Annotated in this window: 16 protein-coding genes; 9 read left to right on the top strand and 7 right to left on the bottom strand. The window is 72.4% G+C overall.

Annotated features, from left to right (window positions below; all coding sequences use genetic code 11):
- Window positions 1–77 precede the first annotated feature (77 nt).
- A complete protein-coding gene (locus SXIM_RS19845; RefSeq protein ID WP_030733411.1) occupies window positions 78–842 on the bottom strand; it encodes a class I SAM-dependent methyltransferase in 765 nt (254 codons plus the stop codon).
- Window positions 843–928: 86 nt separating this feature from the next.
- Between SXIM_RS19845 and SXIM_RS19840 the strand changes: the two genes are divergently transcribed.
- Window positions 929–1,552 (top strand): CGNR zinc finger domain-containing protein, encoded by a 624-nt coding sequence (locus SXIM_RS19840; RefSeq protein WP_030733409.1) that lies wholly within the window; start codon window positions 929–931, stop codon window positions 1,550–1,552.
- Here SXIM_RS19840 and sodX read toward each other — a convergent pair.
- A complete protein-coding gene (gene sodX / locus SXIM_RS19835) occupies window positions 1,465–1,884 on the bottom strand; it encodes a nickel-type superoxide dismutase maturation protease (protein WP_046724792.1) in 420 nt (139 codons plus the stop codon). The two genes, SXIM_RS19840 and sodX, sit on opposite strands and share 88 nt — an antisense overlap.
- 171 nt (window positions 1,885–2,055) lie before the next feature.
- Between sodX and sodN the strand changes: the two genes are divergently transcribed.
- Window positions 2,056–2,451 (top strand): superoxide dismutase, Ni, encoded by a 396-nt coding sequence (gene sodN, locus SXIM_RS19830; protein WP_030733403.1) that lies wholly within the window; start codon window positions 2,056–2,058, stop codon window positions 2,449–2,451.
- A 114-nt stretch (window positions 2,452–2,565) separates the two neighbouring features.
- On the opposite strand, the gene SXIM_RS27525 is transcribed toward sodN, so the two are convergent.
- Window positions 2,566–2,715, bottom strand: coding sequence for an MFS transporter small subunit (locus tag SXIM_RS27525; RefSeq protein ID WP_168222780.1), 150 nt, complete (start codon window positions 2,713–2,715; stop codon window positions 2,566–2,568).
- Window positions 2,675–4,075 carry an OFA family MFS transporter gene (locus SXIM_RS19825; RefSeq protein ID WP_030733402.1) on the bottom strand — a complete coding sequence of 467 codons (1,401 nt, stop codon included), beginning with the start codon at window positions 4,073–4,075 and terminating at the stop codon, window positions 2,675–2,677. Before SXIM_RS19825 ends, SXIM_RS27525 begins: the two co-directional genes overlap by 41 nt.
- A gap of 209 nt (window positions 4,076–4,284) precedes the next feature.
- Between SXIM_RS19825 and SXIM_RS19820 the strand changes: the two genes are divergently transcribed.
- Complete coding sequence (locus tag SXIM_RS19820; protein WP_030733399.1) at window positions 4,285–6,720, top strand: SpoIIE family protein phosphatase; 2,436 nt, start codon at window positions 4,285–4,287, stop codon at window positions 6,718–6,720.
- An 18-nt stretch (window positions 6,721–6,738) separates the two neighbouring features.
- Here SXIM_RS19820 and SXIM_RS19815 read toward each other — a convergent pair whose 3' ends face one another.
- Window positions 6,739–7,161: a four-helix bundle copper-binding protein gene (locus SXIM_RS19815; protein WP_030733396.1), complete on the bottom strand. Its 423-nt coding sequence runs from the start codon at window positions 7,159–7,161 to the stop codon at window positions 6,739–6,741.
- Between the two features lie 78 nt (window positions 7,162–7,239).
- Here SXIM_RS19815 and SXIM_RS19810 point away from each other — a divergent pair, with 78 nt between their 5' ends.
- Window positions 7,240–7,704 (top strand): NUDIX domain-containing protein, encoded by a 465-nt coding sequence (locus SXIM_RS19810; RefSeq protein ID WP_030733394.1) that lies wholly within the window; start codon window positions 7,240–7,242, stop codon window positions 7,702–7,704.
- On the opposite strand, the gene SXIM_RS19805 is transcribed toward SXIM_RS19810, so the two are convergent.
- Entirely contained in the window at window positions 7,682–9,955 is a 2,274-nt protein-coding gene (locus SXIM_RS19805) for a HelD family protein (RefSeq protein WP_246156906.1), read from the bottom strand. The genes SXIM_RS19810 and SXIM_RS19805 overlap by 23 nt on opposite strands.
- A gap of 209 nt (window positions 9,956–10,164) precedes the next feature.
- On the opposite strand from SXIM_RS19805, the gene SXIM_RS19800 reads away from it, so the two are divergent.
- The 3 genes from SXIM_RS19800 to SXIM_RS19790 all read left to right on the top strand — a co-directional run bounded on the left by SXIM_RS19800 (window position 10,165) and on the right by SXIM_RS19790 (window position 12,623).
- Window positions 10,165–11,133 (top strand): 1-aminocyclopropane-1-carboxylate deaminase/D-cysteine desulfhydrase, encoded by a 969-nt coding sequence (locus SXIM_RS19800; protein ID WP_046724790.1) that lies wholly within the window; start codon window positions 10,165–10,167, stop codon window positions 11,131–11,133.
- 162 nt (window positions 11,134–11,295) lie between these two features.
- On the top strand, window positions 11,296–11,709 hold the full coding sequence (locus SXIM_RS19795) for an ATP-binding protein (protein WP_030733385.1): 414 nt from the start codon (window positions 11,296–11,298) through the stop codon (window positions 11,707–11,709).
- A 38-nt stretch (window positions 11,710–11,747) separates the two neighbouring features.
- Window positions 11,748–12,623, top strand: a complete 876-nt coding sequence (locus SXIM_RS19790; protein WP_030733382.1) for an RNA polymerase sigma factor SigF — start codon at window positions 11,748–11,750, stop codon at window positions 12,621–12,623.
- 84 nt (window positions 12,624–12,707) lie between these two features.
- Here the strand turns inward: SXIM_RS19790 and SXIM_RS19785 are convergent, their stop codons facing one another.
- Window positions 12,708–13,124, bottom strand: a complete 417-nt coding sequence (locus SXIM_RS19785) for a hypothetical protein (RefSeq protein WP_043177762.1) — start codon at window positions 13,122–13,124, stop codon at window positions 12,708–12,710.
- A 74-nt stretch (window positions 13,125–13,198) separates the two neighbouring features.
- Here SXIM_RS19785 and SXIM_RS19780 point away from each other — a divergent pair, with 74 nt between their 5' ends.
- Both SXIM_RS19780 and SXIM_RS19775 read left to right on the top strand, forming a co-directional pair.
- Window positions 13,199–14,167, top strand: coding sequence for a diacylglycerol/lipid kinase family protein (locus SXIM_RS19780; RefSeq protein WP_030733377.1), 969 nt, complete (start codon window positions 13,199–13,201; stop codon window positions 14,165–14,167).
- 329 nt (window positions 14,168–14,496) lie between these two features.
- The gene (locus SXIM_RS19775) at window positions 14,497–14,754 is read left to right on the top strand and encodes a WhiB family transcriptional regulator (protein ID WP_019433310.1); all 258 of its coding nucleotides are present in this window, start codon (window positions 14,497–14,499) and stop codon (window positions 14,752–14,754) included.
- The last annotated feature ends 120 nt before the right edge of the window (window positions 14,755–14,874 follow it).

Here is a 14,874-nt window from a genome sequence, read left to right as displayed (position 1 = left end):
CCCCGCACGCCCCGGTGGACCGGCCGCGCGCGGAGCCGGGCGGGGACACCGGTGCCCGGCGCACCGCCCGGCAAGGGCTACCGCAGCGCCAGGACCGCCGCGTCGGTCAGGGAGGCCCAGGCCGTCGTGGCCTCGGCGAAGCCGACCTCCCGCAGGGTCCTGATGTGCCAGTCGATGGGGTGGGCGCCCGCGTCGTCGTGGTCGCCCTCGGCCTCGGCCGGGTTGCCGAAGATCGCGAACCGTTCCGCGACCACGTCCCTCAGCTGCGGATCGGCGGCCAGGTCGGTCCACCACTGCGGCCAGTCCACGGCGCCGGCCGCCTTCGCCCGCTCCTGCCGGGCACGGGTGAACGCGTGCTCGGCGGCGTTGATCCGGGGGGCGTCGGGGTTGGGCATGTGGTCGGCGTTGACGAACACCCCGCCGGTCCGCAGCACATCGGCGAGCTGCGCGTACAGCGCGCGCAGCTCGCCGGTGCCCAGCCAGTGCAGGGCGGTGGAGGTGAGGACGGCGTCGTACGTCTCGTACGGGAGCTTCTCGGTCCACCGCTCGTCGCGCAGGTCGGCGGTGACGAAGGTGACCCGGTCATCGCCCTGGAAGGAACCGCGAGCGATGGTCAGCAGGGCCGGGTCGAGGTCCACGCCGGTGCTGGTGGCGCCGGGGAAGCGGCGCAGCAGCCGGGCGCTGATGCTGCCGGTGCCGCAGGCCAGGTCCAGGACCCGCGGTTCGGTGCCGGTCAGGGCCTCGACCCCGTCCAGCATGGTCCGGAACCGCTCCTCGCGGTCCGGGAGGTACCACTCCTGCTGCCGGTCCCAACTCTCCTGCCACTGCTGCCAGGACACCATGCGACACTCCCCTGGTAACGGGTAACACCATCTGTGACCCTTACAAGTACAGTGTCACTCTAAAGGGGCGCAGGTAAGGAACACAAGTGGAACTGACCTATTACTCAGACTTCGCGGTGCGGCTGGTCAACAGCGAGGAGCCGCTGCGCAACAAGGACTCCCTCACCTCGGTGGAGGCCGTCCGCGCGTTGTTCGGCCCCATGCAGACCCTCGCCCGCCGGGCCGGCGACGCGGACGTCACCCGCCTCAAAGGGGTACGTACCCGGCTGCGCGCCGTCTTCACCGCCGCCGCCGAGGGCGACGAGGGACGGGCGGTGGATCTGCTGAACGCCCTGCTGCTGGAGTACCCGGCCAGCCCGCAGATCTCCGGCCACGAGCACCGGGACGACGACACCGGCCGCCCGCTGTGGCACCTCCACCTGGCCGAGCACCCCTCCAACGCGACCGCCGGCTACGCCGCCATCGCCTGCATGGGGCTGACCTTCCAGCTCACCGATCTGGGGGTGGACCGGCTCGGCGTCTGCGAGGCGGAACCCTGTCGCAACGCCTATATCGACACGTCAACAAACCGCTCCAAACGCTACTGTTCGGACCGCTGTGCGACGCGCGCGAACGTCGCCGCCTACCGGGCCCGCAAGCGGCGCGAACGCGAACTGAGCGGCCGCACCGCCGACGGCAGCCAGCCGAGCAGCGCCAGCGGCGAACGCTGAAGCCCGCGCGGCGACCGCAGCCGCAGCAGCGCCCGTGCCACCACCAGCTCGTCCGGCACGGCCCCGAACTCCCGGCTGTCATTGGTGACCGCCGGGTTGTCACCGACCACCCACCAGCCCGTGCCGCGCCGTTCCACGGCGCGCTTGACGATCAGCAGATCGTGCTGGAACGGATGCCGCAGCACCACCACGTCCCCCGGCCGCACCCGGGACCCGTACCGCAGCAGCAGCTGATCGCCGGCCCGCAGGGTGGGCAGCATCGAGGGGTTGTACACCTCGGCCAGGCCGATCCGCCCCGTACCGCCCGTACGGCCCCGTGCCCGCTCCGTCATCCCGCCGCTGCCTCTTTCTCTGCTCGACCGGCCGCCGCGCTGGGCCGGTTGGCCCGCTCGCATCGGACTTTGGATGTAAGCCGGACCGGGTGAACGGGGTCAACCGAGAAATGCCGCCCCTCACGGAGTAATGTCGCACGGGAGAAGACGATCACGAGGAAGGACGGCCCCATGCTCTCCCGCCTTTTCGCCCCCAAGGTGAAGGTCAGTGCCCACTGCGATCTGCCGTGCGGTGTCTACGACCCCGCCCAGGCGCGCATCGAGGCAGAATCCGTCAAGGCCGTACAGGAGAAGTACCAGGCCAACGAGGACCCGCACTTCCGCGCCCGCGCCACCGTCATCAAGGAGGAGCGGGCCGAGCTGGCCAAGCACCACATCTCGGTGCTGTGGAGCGACTACTTCAAGCCGCCGCACTTCGAGAAGTACCCGGAGCTGCACCAGCTGGTCAACGAGACCCTCAAGGCCCTCAGCGCCGCCAAGGGCTCCACCGACCCGGCCACCGGTCAGAAGGCCCTGGACTACATCGCCCAGATCGACACCATCTTCTGGGAGACCAAGAAGGCCTGACCTCGCGTCAGCCCTCTCACCGGTCCGCACCCGGCTCGCGGGACGCCCAGCACGGCGTTCCCGCGGCCCGGGTGCGGCGCTGTTTCCGGCGGTACCCGCCCGCCGGTGCGGGCCTCAGCCCGTGAACAACTGCGCCGCCTTGCGCACCAGCTCGTACAGCCCGTACCCGAGCGGGATCACCACCCACAGCCAGGAGAAGGCGATCAGCGGCCGCCGGCCGGGCTCACGCGGACTCGGGCTGCTGGGAGCGGCTGTCGGCTCCATGCGCGGCCTCCTTCGGTGCGGTGGGGGCGGGCAGATGGTGGCGGGGATGCACCGGGCGGACCAGCTCGTTGGCGATGAAGCCGACCACCAGCAGCCCGGTCATGATGGACAGCGACAACACGTACAGCTCGGGGCCGTCCTTGCCCGCCGCCGCCTCGCGGTCGGCGAGCCAGTTGACGATGAGCGGGCCGAGCACGCCGGCCGTGGACCAGGCCGTGAGCAGCCGCCCGTGGATCGCGCCCACCTGGTAGGTGCCGAAGAGGTCCTTCAGATAGGCGGGGATGGTGGCGAAGCCGCCGCCGTAGAAGGACAGCAGCACCAGCGCGCAGACCACGAAGACCGGCTTGGACGCCCCGCCGAACAGGACGATCAGCAGATACATCAGCGCGCCGACGCCCAGGTAGAGCCGGTAGACGTTCTTGCGGCCGATCAGGTCCGAGGTGGAGGACCAGCCGATCCGGCCGGCCATGTTCGCCGCCGAGAGCAGCGCCACGAAGCCCGCGGCGGCGGAGGCGGAGACCGGGGCGCTCGACCCGGCGAAGAAGTCCCTGATCATGGGGGCGGCCTTCTCCAGGATGCCGATCCCGGCGGTCACGTTCATGCACAGCACCACCCACAGGCACCAGAACTGCGGGGTGCGCAGCGCGCCGCGGGCGGACACGCGGATCTCCGGGCCCGAGGCCGCGCCGGGTGCCGGGTCCTTGGCCGTGGCGGTGGCGGTGGCGGTGGCGGTGGCCGCAGGTGAACCGGCCGCGGCGGGGCGCGGCACCCGGATCAGCAGCACACCCAGACTCATGAACACGGCGTACGTCAGCCCGTGCACCAGGAAGGCCGCCGCGATCCCGGTGTGGTCCTCGCCGAAGGACTCCAGCATCCGCGCCGACCAGGGCGAGGCGATCAGCGCACCGCCGCCGAACCCCATGATGGCGATGCCGGTGGCCAGCCCCGGCCGGTCGGGGAACCACTTGATGAGGGTGGAGACCGGGGAGATGTAGCCGATGCCCAGACCGATGCCGCCCACCACGCCGTACCCGAACACGATGAGCCAGAACTGCTGCGTGGCGGCGCCGAGCGCGGAGAGCAGGAAGCCGGAGGAGAAACACACCAGGGCAACCGTCATCGCCCAGCGCGGCCCGCGCCGTTCCACCATGGTCCCGCCGAAGGCGGCGGACAGACCCAGCATCACGATGGCGAGCTGGAAGGGCAGCGCGCTCTGGGTGCCGCTGAGGTCCAGGGCGGACTCCAGGGGCGGCTTGAAGACACTCCAGGCATAGGCCTGGCCGATCGAGAGGTGGACCGACAAGGCGGCGGGCGGCACGAGCCAGCGGCTCCAGCCGGGTGGGGCGACGGGGGCGCTCATGATCCGCAACGGTAGGAACGTGTGAGCCCCTTGGGAAGGGATCGGACGGAAAAGCACAGCCCGGGCAGCACAGACGTGCGAAACGGGCATGATCGGGCGGCGTCCCCACCCCCACGGTCGGGGCCCGCCCGGCACCGGGACGCCCCCCGCGCACCCCGACCGGCCCTCTGCGGTTGTCGGCCCCCTCACCGGTGCCCCAGGCTGGGGACGTGAGCACTGGCGACCCGGCGCGGCCCTCCCGGGGCGGGGACGACCCCTGGGGCCTGGTCCCGGACGAGGCGGCCACCGCCCGCGCCCTCCTGGACGACTCCGGCCGGATCACGCACTGGAACGACGGCGCCCGGCGTCTGCTGGGTCACACCGCGGCCGAGATGCTGGGCCGCCCGGCCGCCGAACTGCTCGCCGACCCCGTCGCCACCACCGCCCCGCCCGACGACGGGGGGCCGCTGCGCTGGAAGGGCACCGTGGACCTGCGGCACCGCGACGGCCGGCGGCTGACCGTACGGCTGCTGGCCCACCGGCTCCAGCAGCACGAAGGTCACCCGGACGGGTGGCTGATCGTCAGCCCGCTGGCCGGCACCGAGCGCACCGAGCAGGACGACCAGCTGCCCCGCTCGGCGTTCCTCTACGCGCCCAACGCCCTCGCCCTGTACGACACCGATCTGCGGCTGCGGCGCGCCAACCGCGCGATGGAGGAGGTCATCGGGCTCACCGAGGACGAGGCCCGCGGCCTGCGGCTGTCGGAGATAGGCGGCAAGCCGCAGAGCATCGAACTGGAGGAGCAGCTGCGCCAGGCGATGGAAAGCGGCAGGCCCAGGGACGTCCGCACCCGGCTGCGCACCGGCGGCGAGTCGCGCGAGCACGCCTGGCTGGGACGGATCGCCCCGGTGTGGGACGCGGAGGGCGAGCTGGTGGCCGTGGCGCTGGCCGCCGTGGACATCACCGGGGAGGACCGGGCGCGGCTCCGGCTCCAGCTGGTCAACGACGCCTCACGGCGGATCGGCTCCACCCTGGAGATCGGCCGCACCGCCCAGGAACTGCTCGACGTGTGCGTCCCCCGGCTGGCCGACTTCGGCAGCGTGGACCTGCTGGCCGCCCCGCACCCGCACGGGGAGGCACCGCCCACCATGGAGAACGGGATGCTGACGCTGCGCCGCATCGCGCACCGCTCGGCCACCCCGGGCGCCCCCGAGGCGCTGGTGGAAGTCGGGCAGCTGTGGGATCACGCCGTCTCCGCCTCCCCGGTGCGGGCGGTGCTCTCGGGTGAGGTGGTGGTGCTGCACAGGGACGACCCGGACTTCCTGGCCTGGGTGGAGCAGGACCCGGAGCGGGCCCGGCGGGCCACGGAGCTGGGGGTGCACTCGGGCCTGTCGGTCCCGCTGTCGGCGCGCGGGGTGACGCTGGGGGTCGCGCAGTTCGTGCGCTACCGGCGCCCGGATCCGTTCGCGCCGGACGATGTGCTGGTGGCGCGAGAGATCGTGGCGCGGGCCGCGGTGTGCCTGGACAACGCGCAGCGGTTCACCCGGGAGCGGGAGACCGCGCTGGCGCTCCAGCGCAGCCTGCTGCCGCAGACGCTGCCGCAGCGCAGCGCCGTGCAGGTCGCCTCCCGCTATCTGGCGGCTGCCGGGCAGACCGGGGTGGGCGGCGACTGGTTCGACGTGATCCCGCTGTCCGGGGCGCGGGTGGGGCTGATCGTGGGCGACGTGGTGGGGCACGGTGTGCAGGCGTCGGCGACCATGGGACGGCTGCGTACGGCGGTGCGGACGCTCGCCGATGTCGACCTGCCGCCGGACGAGCTGCTCACCCACCTGGACGACCTGGTGCTCCGGCTCTCCGAGGAGACCGGGGGCGAGGAGACGGCCGGGGACATCGGCGCCACCTGTCTGTACGCGGTCTACGACCCGGTCACCGGGAGCTGCACGGTGGCCAGGGCCGGACATCCGCCCCCCGTCCTGATCGACCCGGGAACGGGCGGGGTCACGACCATGGAGCTGCCCGCCGGGCCGCCGCTGGGCCTGGGCGGGCTGCCGTTCGAGTCGGCGGAGTTCTCACTGACCGAGGGCTCGGTGCTGGCGCTGTTCACCGACGGCCTGGTGGAGCGCCGCGACCAGGACATGGACGAGGGCTACCGCGTGCTGCACGAGGCCGTTGCCACCCCGGCCGTCTCGCTCGACGCCCGGTGCGAGGCGGTCATCGAGGCGCTGCTGCCCGGCGGGGCGCCGGGCGACGACGTGGCTCTGCTGATGGCGCGCACCCGAATCCTGGACGCGGCGCACGTGGTGACGTGGGAGATCCCCGACGACCCGGCGAGCTGCGGCATCGCCCGCAGGGACATCGCCGGGCAGTTGACGCGGTGGGACCTCCAGGAGGCGGTGTTCACCACCGAGCTGGTGGTCACCGAGCTGATCGCCAACGCCATCCGGCACGCGACCGGCCCCATCCGGCTGCGGCTGATCCTGGACCGCACGCTCATCATCGAGGTCTCCGACACCAGCAGCACCGCCCCCCATCTGCGGCGGGCGGCCGGGTTCGACGAGGGTGGGCGCGGGCTGATGCTGGTGGCCCAGCTGACCCAGCGCTGGGGCACCCGGCACTCCCCCAGTGGCAAGACCATCTGGGCGGAACTCCAGCTGCCGGACGGCTGACCCCGCGCCCCGGTGCGCTCAGCCCAGCACGGCCAGCAGCTCCTGGCAGGCCTCCTCGCAGCGCCGGCAGGCGTCCGCGCAGATCCGGCAGTGTTCGTGCATCGGCGCGTGCTTGGCGCACTCGTCGCCGCACGCCTTGCAGGCCGCCGCGCACGCGGTCAGCTGGGCGCGGGTGACGTTGGCGTCGTAGCCGGTGTGCCGGGACAGGACGCGGCCGGTGGTCTCGCAGATGTCCGCGCAGTCCAGGTCGGTGCGCACGCACTTGCCGAGGTCGGCCACCCGTACCTCGGACAGGCAGGCGTCCGCGCAGGCCGTACAGCTCTGGGCGCAGGCCACGCACTCCTCGATGCAGCGGGCGAGCGCCTCCTGGTCGACGTGCCCCAGGTCGGCGGGGTAGCTGCGCAGCATGCCCCGGACCATCGTCTCGTGTGCGGTGGTCATCGTCGTTCACCTCCATGCGATAGCTGTTGCTTCGGGTAGCCGGTGGGCGGCCGGGGAAACGGGATTAGGCTGCCGATCATGGTGAATTCAGGGGCGGCGCCGCCGTTGTCGGCGGCCGTGGTGGTGCACGACCGGGAGCGGGGCCGGGTGGTGCTGCTGCGGCGCGGCGCGGGGGCGAGGTTCGGGGCGGGACTGTGGGACCTGCCGGTGGGCAAGTGCGAGCCGGGCGAGCCGGTGACGCGGGCGGCGGTACGCGAGCTGTACGAGGAGACGGGGCTGCGGGTGGCGGCGGAGGACCTGCGGCTGGCGCACGTGGTGCACGCGGCGCCGGGGGTCGGCTCCGCCGCCGGGTTCCTCACGGTGGTGTTCGTGACCGAGCGCTGGAGCGGCGAGCCGGTGAACCGGGAGCCGGGCAAGCACGAGGCGGTGACCTGGGTCGCCACGGACGCGCTGCCGGCCGGTGAGATGGTGCTGTCCACCGACCGGATGCTGACGCGGGCGCTGGGCGGGCCGGCGGGGGTCAGTCTGCACGGCTGGGACTGAGCAGCCCCAGCCGCTGGGTGGCGCGGGTCAGCGCGACGTAGCGGTCGGCCGGGGCCATGGAGTGCGGGTCCACGACGATGACGATGTCGTATTCGAGGCCCTTGGCGGTGCGCGGGTCCACCACGCTCACCCGGGGCAGTGCGCCCACCGCCGCGGTGAGGGCGGGCAGCCACGCGGGCGGGGCGATGACGGCGGCGGTGCCGGCGGGGTGGGCGGCCCGCTCGCCGGCCACGGCGCGGGCCGCCTCGGTGGCGAGAGCGGCGGCGGGCACGGTGCGGTGCCACGGCGGCACCCCGGTGGACCGAACGGCGCGGGGGGCGCGCAGAGCCGGGTCGATGGCGTGCAGCACCTCGGCGGCCGGGGCGGCGATCTCGGCGGGCAGCCGGTAGTTGACGGTCAGCTCGGTGATGCGCCAGCGTCCGCCGAGGTGCGGGTCGAGGGTGTGCGCCCAGGAGCGTGCGCCGCCGGGGGCGCTGGTCTGGGCGATGTCGCCGACCAGGGTCATGGAACGGGCGGGGCAGCGGCGCACCAGCAGCCGCCAGGTCATGGCGGACAGCTCCTGGGCCTCGTCGACGACGATGTGGCCGAAGGCCCAGGTGCGGTCGGCGGCGGCGCGTTCGGCGGGGGTGCGGTGGTCCTCCTCGGCGTACCGGCCGGCGAGGGTCTCCGCGTCGAGGACGTCGAAGGCGTGCAGGGACTCGGGGTCGCTGCCGTCGTCGTGTTCGGTTTCGCGGGAGCCGTAGGCCACGTCCAGGGCTTCCTGGGCGAGCCGCAGCCGTTCGGCGTGCTCGGCCGCCGCCGCCTCGCGCTCGGCACGGTCGTCGGCGCCCAGGAGTTCGGCGGCCTCGTCCAGCAGTGCGACGTCGGAGGGCGACCAGCCGCCGCCGGGTGCGCGCAGCAGCAGCTCGCGTTCCCCGGCGGTGAGCTGCGGCGCGGCGGCGGCGAGCCGGTCGGGGGAGGCGAACAGATCGGTCAGGAGCCGCTGCGGGGTGAGCGGGGGCCACAGCCGGCGCAGCGCGGCGCTTACCCGCGGGTTGTCGCGCAGTTCGGCGCGGATGTCCTCGAGTTCGTCCTCGGAGATCAGCGGGGCGTCCTCCCGTGGCGCGTCCCCGTACGGGTCGTCCGCCGCCTCGCCGTCCACCGCCGGGGCCGCCGTCTGCGGGAGATCCGTCTCGGGGAGATCCGGCGCGAGGACACCGGCGCCGAGCCGGTCGGCGATGCCGTGGGCGAGCGCGTCGATGACCAGGGCGCGGTGCAGCGGCGCTGCCTCGTTGTGCGGCAGCCCCTCCTCCCGGACGCGCCGCCGCAGCCGTTCGGCGGTGGCCCGGTCCAGGCGCAGGATCTCACCCTCGTGGTCGATCTCCAGCACGTCCTCGGGGAGCCACTGCCGCTCGTGGAGGGCGGCGGCGATCACCCCGGCCATGGCGGCGGTGCCCTTGATCGCGGCGGTACGCGGGTCCTCGGGGCGGTCGGCGGTGATCCCCGGGTACAGCTCGGCCGGGGTGGCGAGCAGCATCCCGCTCTCCCCCAGCGAGGGCAGCACCTCCCCGATGTAGCGCAGGAACGCAGTGCCGGGGCCGACGACGAGGACCACCTCGCGGGCCAGCCGTTCGCGGTGGGTGTACAGCAGGTAGGCCGCGCGGTGCAGGGCCACGGCGGTCTTGCCGGTGCCCGGACCGCCCTGGACGACGAGCACGCCGGCCCGCGGGGAGCGGATGACGGCGTCCTGTTCGGCCTGGATGGTGGCGACGATGTCGTTCATCCGGCCGGTTCTGGGCGCGTTCAGGGCTTCCAGCAGCGCCGGGCCGCCGCTCTCCCCGGCGACGGCGCCCGCCCCGAGTTCCTCGTCCCGGACGGCGGTGACGGTGCGGCCGCTGGTCAGCAGATGGCGGCGGATCCTTACCCCTTCGGTGCGGGCCCCGGTGGCGGCGTAGAACGGGCGGGCGGCGGGCGCGCGCCAGTCGATCAGCGGCGGGTCGCTCTCGTGGTCCTCGGCGAGGATCCCGATGCGGCCGATGGCCAGGCGGCGGCCGTCGGTCATGGTGAGCCGGCCGAAACACAGGCCGTTCTCGACGGAGTGCAGCTGCCCGAGACGGCGGGAGAGTTCGGCGGCGGTGGTGTCCCGTTCGGACAGTCCCTGGTGACCGAGGCCGGCGGCGTGCAGCACCTGGTCGAGGCGGTCCTGGGTGTGCTCCCGCAGCCGGTCGAGGCGGGTGTACAGCGCGGTGAGGTATTCCTGTTCACCCTTCACGGCGGTTGACAAGCGATTCCCCTATTCGCTAAAATTCCTTTATCAGCGCGCTTTTTCATTCCCTTTGACGCGCACAGAACCAAGCAATATAGCGTTTATTTCCCCGCATTCCAAGGCGGGGTTTTTCTCTGCGCCCGAACCCGCCCGCGCCGCCCTGTGCGTACCCTGTGGATCATGACCGAGAACGGCGGCGAGCGGCGCGCGGCCCCATGACGAACGATCCCCCGGCGACCTCCGCCGATCCGCTCGCCACCCCACCGCCCTCCCCGCTCCAGGAGGTGCACGACGAGCGCTTCGCCCGGCACGGAGTGCGGCTGCTCCTCAAGCGGGACGATCTGCTGCATCCCGAGCTGATCGGCAACAAGTGGCGCAAGCTCATGCCCAATGTGCGCGCCGCGCGCGCCGAGGGGCACCACACGCTGCTGACGTTCGGCGGCGCGTACTCCAGCCATCTGCGCGCCACCGCCGCCGCCGGGCGGATCACCGGCCTCGCCACCGTCGGCGTGGTGCGCGGCGAGGAACTGGCCGACCGGCCGCTCAACCCCTCCCTGGCCCGCTGCGCCGCCGACGGCATGCGGCTGCACTTCGTCAGCCGCTCCGCGTACCGGCTGCGCGAGGCCCCGGAGCGGCGGGCGGCGCTGCGCGCGCGGTTCGGCCCCTGCTACGTCGTCCCCGAGGGCGGCAGCAACGCGCTCGCGGTGCGCGGCTGCGCCGAACTCGGCCGCGAACTGCGCGATGCACCGGATCCGCCCGATGTGGCCGCGGTGGCCTGCGGCACCGGCGGCACCCTGGCCGGCCTCGCCGCCGGACTCGGGCCGGGCCGCCGGGCGCTGGGCATCCCCGTCCTGCGGGGCGGCTTTCTGGGTGAGCGGGTACGCGCCCTCCAGGAGGAGGCGTTCGGCGCACCGCGCGGCGCCTGGACGCTCGACGAGCGCTTCCACCACGGTGGTTACGCCCGGGTACCGCCCGTACTGCGGGACTTCGCCGCCGACTTCGCCGCCCGGCACCGGCTGCCGGCCCTCGAATCGATCTACGTGGCCAAACTGCTGTTCGCGCTGACCGCGCTGGCCGGCGAGGGGGCGTTCGCGCCCGGCACCGCACTGGCCGCCGTCATCACCGGAGCCCCCGGGCCGGAAACCGTAACGAATCCCATCCAGCCCACCACAGAACGCACTTGATGCATTACGATGAGTAATACCGCTGAGGTGGCCGCGAAGATCCAGGCGACAGCACGCCAGTGATCGCGGTAGCGTCACTGGGCGTACGTTTCGTGTTGGCGCGCGGCACCCTCGGTGGTGCCGGGCAGCGCTCAATCAGTGACAGCCACTGTGGAGGTGAGGGTGTCCCAGTTCCCAGGTGAGCCAGGAGCGCAGGACTTCGTCGAGGTCCGGCTGCCCGCGGCGGGTGCCTATCTTTCGGTACTGCGCACGGCCACGGCCGGTCTCGCGGCCCGCTTGGACTTCACCCTCGACGAGATCGAGGATCTGCGCATCGCGGTGGATGAGGCCTGCGCGATCCTGCTCCAGCAAGCCATCCCGGGCAGCGTGCTGGAGTGTGTCTTCACGCTGGTCGGGGATGCCTTGCGGGTCACGGTCTCGGCGCCCACCACCGAGGGCCACGCCCCCGAGCGGGACACCTTCGCCTGGACCGTCCTGAGCGCGCTGGCCGGTGAGGTCGAATCGACCGTCAAGGACGACAAGACCGTGAGCATCAGCCTGCACAAGACGCGCGGCGCCGCCCCCGGAGCGCCGTGACCGGCGAACCGGGGCCGCCACCTGACGAGGGGGCCGACATGAACGACGTGGAAGCCGTGGAAGCCGTGGCGCGGGATCGATCCGCCGCGATTCCCGGCCAGCCCGAGCCATCGCCCGTACCCCCGGCCGCGACCGCCCCCCGGCGGGCGCTGCCCGACCCACAGGACCGCAGCGCGGCCCGCGAGCTGTTCATCGAGCTGCGCGAGCTGCCCGACGGCTCGCCGCAGCGCGCCGAGCTGCGCAACGCCCTGGTCAGAATGCATCTGCCGCTCGTGGAGCATCTGGCACGGCGGTTCCGCAACCGCGGTGAGCCGCTCGACGATCTGACCCAGGTCGCCACCATCGGGCTGATCAAGTCCGTGGACCGGTTCGACCCGGAGCGCGGTGTGGAGTTCTCCACCTATGCCACGCCCACCGTGGTCGGCGAGATCAAGCGGCACTTCCGGGACAAGGGCTGGGCGGTACGGGTGCCGCGCCGCCTCCAGGAGCTGCGGCTGTCACTGTCCACGGCGACCGCGGAGCTGTCCCAGCAGCACGGGCGTGCGCCGACGGTGCACGAGCTGGCCCAGCGGCTGAACATCTCCGAGGAGGAGGTGCTGGAGGGCCTGGAGTCGGCGAACGCGTACAGCACGCTCTCCCTCGACGTGCCCGACACGGACGACGAGTCGCCGGCCGTGGCGGACACCCTGGGCGCGGAGGACGACGCGCTGGAGGGTGTGGAGTACCGCGAGTCCCTCAAGCCGCTGCTGGAGGAGCTGCCGCCGCGGGAGAAGAAGATCCTGCTGCTGCGCTTCTTCGGCAACATGACCCAGTCGCAGATCGCGCAGGAGGTCGGGATCTCGCAGATGCATGTCTCCCGGCTGCTGGCGCGGACGCTGGCGCAGCTGCGGGACAAGCTGCTCGTGGAGGAGTGAGCCGCGGCGCACACCGCGGCGGAACGGTACGGGGCGGCCCGCCCCGTACCCCTCCGTGCGTCTTTCTTCTCGGCCCGGTGCCGCTCAGGCGCGGCCGGCGCCGATGCGCAGGGCCTGGGCCGAGGACTGGTTCATCAGGCAGATCAGCACCGCGAGCGCCGATCCGCCCAGCCCCAGCGCGGCCGCCGGCCAGGCCCCGCCGCTGGTGGCCAGCGTGCCGGCCACCGGCAGCATCAGCAGCTGGGTGATCACGGCCGGGCCCCGGCTCCAGGACCGCAGCCGCCACAGTCCGTGTCCGGCTGCCAGCGGAACCACGGCCAGCGCGAGCACGGTGAGGGCGATGGTGAGGGCCTGCAGCGGGTTCTCCGGGTCCCCGGTGACCGCCAGCAGCAGCATGTAGCCGCCCAGGGCGGCGGCGACCAGCCCCTGGATACCGGTGAGTGCGGCGGCCGTGGTCACCGGACGGGGCCGCTGGGCCTGCTGGGTGCTGTTCTCGCTCACGCGGCCAGGGTATAGCCCCCGCGACGGCCCACCCGTGGCGCCCGGAACCTCCCGCGCTGGGTACGCTGCACTCCATGCGCGCGCTTCTCGTGGTCAATCCGGTCGCCACCACCACCAGTGTGCGGACCCGTGAAGTGCTCACGCACGCACTCGCCAGCGATCTGAAGCTGGAGGTCGCCGCCACCGAACACCGGGGCCACGCCAGGGAGCTGGCCCGGCGGGCGGCGGAGGAGGAGAGCGCGGACATCGTGATCGCGCTGGGCGGCGACGGTACCGCCAACGAGGTGGTGAACGGGCTGCTGCACCACGGCCCCGAGCTGGACCGGCTGCCGCGCCTCGCGGTGCTGCCGGGCGGTTCCACGAATGTCTTCGCGCGGGCGCTGGGGCTGCCCAACGACGCGGTGGAGGCCACCGGGGCGCTGCTGGACGCGCTGCACAACGGGTCCGAGCGCACGATCGGTCTCGGTCTGGCGTCCGGGACACCGGATTCGCGGGACGCGGAGGTGCCCAGGCGCTGGTTCACGTTCTGTGCGGGCCTGGGCTTCGACGCCGGCGTGGTGGGCCGGGTGGAGCGGGAACGGGAGCGCGGCAAGCGGTCCACGCACGCGCTGTACGTACGGCAGGCGCTGCGGACGTTCGTCCGGCATCCGCACGGGGAGCGGGGGCCGATCACCTTGCTGCGGCCGGGCCAGGACCCGGTGCGGGAACTGGTGTTGGGCATAGTGTGCAACACCGCGCCCTGGACGTATCTGGGCAACAAGCCGGTGTACGCGGCGCCGCGGGCGTCGTTCGACACCGCGCTGGACGTGATGGCGATCTCCAAGATGTCTTCGACGGGTATGACCCGATATGTCACACAGTTGCTGCGCTCCTCGCCCGAGCGCGGGCCGCAGGGCAAGCACGTGGTCTCCCTCCACGACGAGACGGAGTTCACCTTGCAATCGCAGGTGCCACTGCCGTTTCAGCTTGATGGTGACCATCTCGGGGTGCGCACGAGTGTGACCTTCACAGGCGTTCGCCGTGCACTGCGTGTGATTGTGTGAGCGGAACAGCTAAAAGTCCTTACAGTCGAACGTTTAGCCCAGACTCCACCCAGGAGAAGTAGGGCTGTGAGCAACACGACACCAAGGATTCAAAAAAAACTTTCCGGAAGGGGTTGTATCCGCCGCTGAGGTTTGCGAACCTCTACATGGCGATCGGGACGGCCGAGACCTCGGCCCCCTTGAGAGCCCGAATCCTTCTTCCCCACCCAGTGGGATCCCTTCAAAGACATCCACCGCGGCGCAAGCAACGGCTCGTCTTTGTCGGGGGTTCGTGAAAGCGTTCACATTCACAAGCAATGTAACTGCAACGTGCAGGAGATGGAGCAGACATGGACTGGCGTCACAACGCCGTTTGCCGCGAGGAAGACCCCGAGCTGTTCTTCCCCATCGGCAACACCGGTCCCGCGCTGCTGCAGATCGAGGAAGCCAAGGCCGTCTGCCGCCGCTGCCCCGTCATGGAGCAGTGCCTGCAGTGGGCGCTGGAGTCCGGCCAGGACTCCGGCGTCTGGGGTGGGATGAGCGAGGACGAGCGCCGCGCCATGAAGCGCCGCGCCGCTCGCAACCGGGCACGGAAGGCCACCGCCTGATCCAGGCCGGCCCAGACCACGCCCGGCGGAAGCCACCCCGCCACTGCTGCCCCGAGCCGCAGCACAGCGCACCGACCGAAGGTGCCCACGCGAATACGCGATGAACGCGACCGAGCCCCG

Source organism: Streptomyces xiamenensis (assembly GCF_000993785.3).
In the GTDB taxonomy this organism is placed as follows: Bacteria; Actinomycetota; Actinomycetes; order Streptomycetales; family Streptomycetaceae; genus Streptomyces; species Streptomyces xiamenensis.
This window is presented reverse-complemented; position numbering and strand designations above follow the sequence as displayed.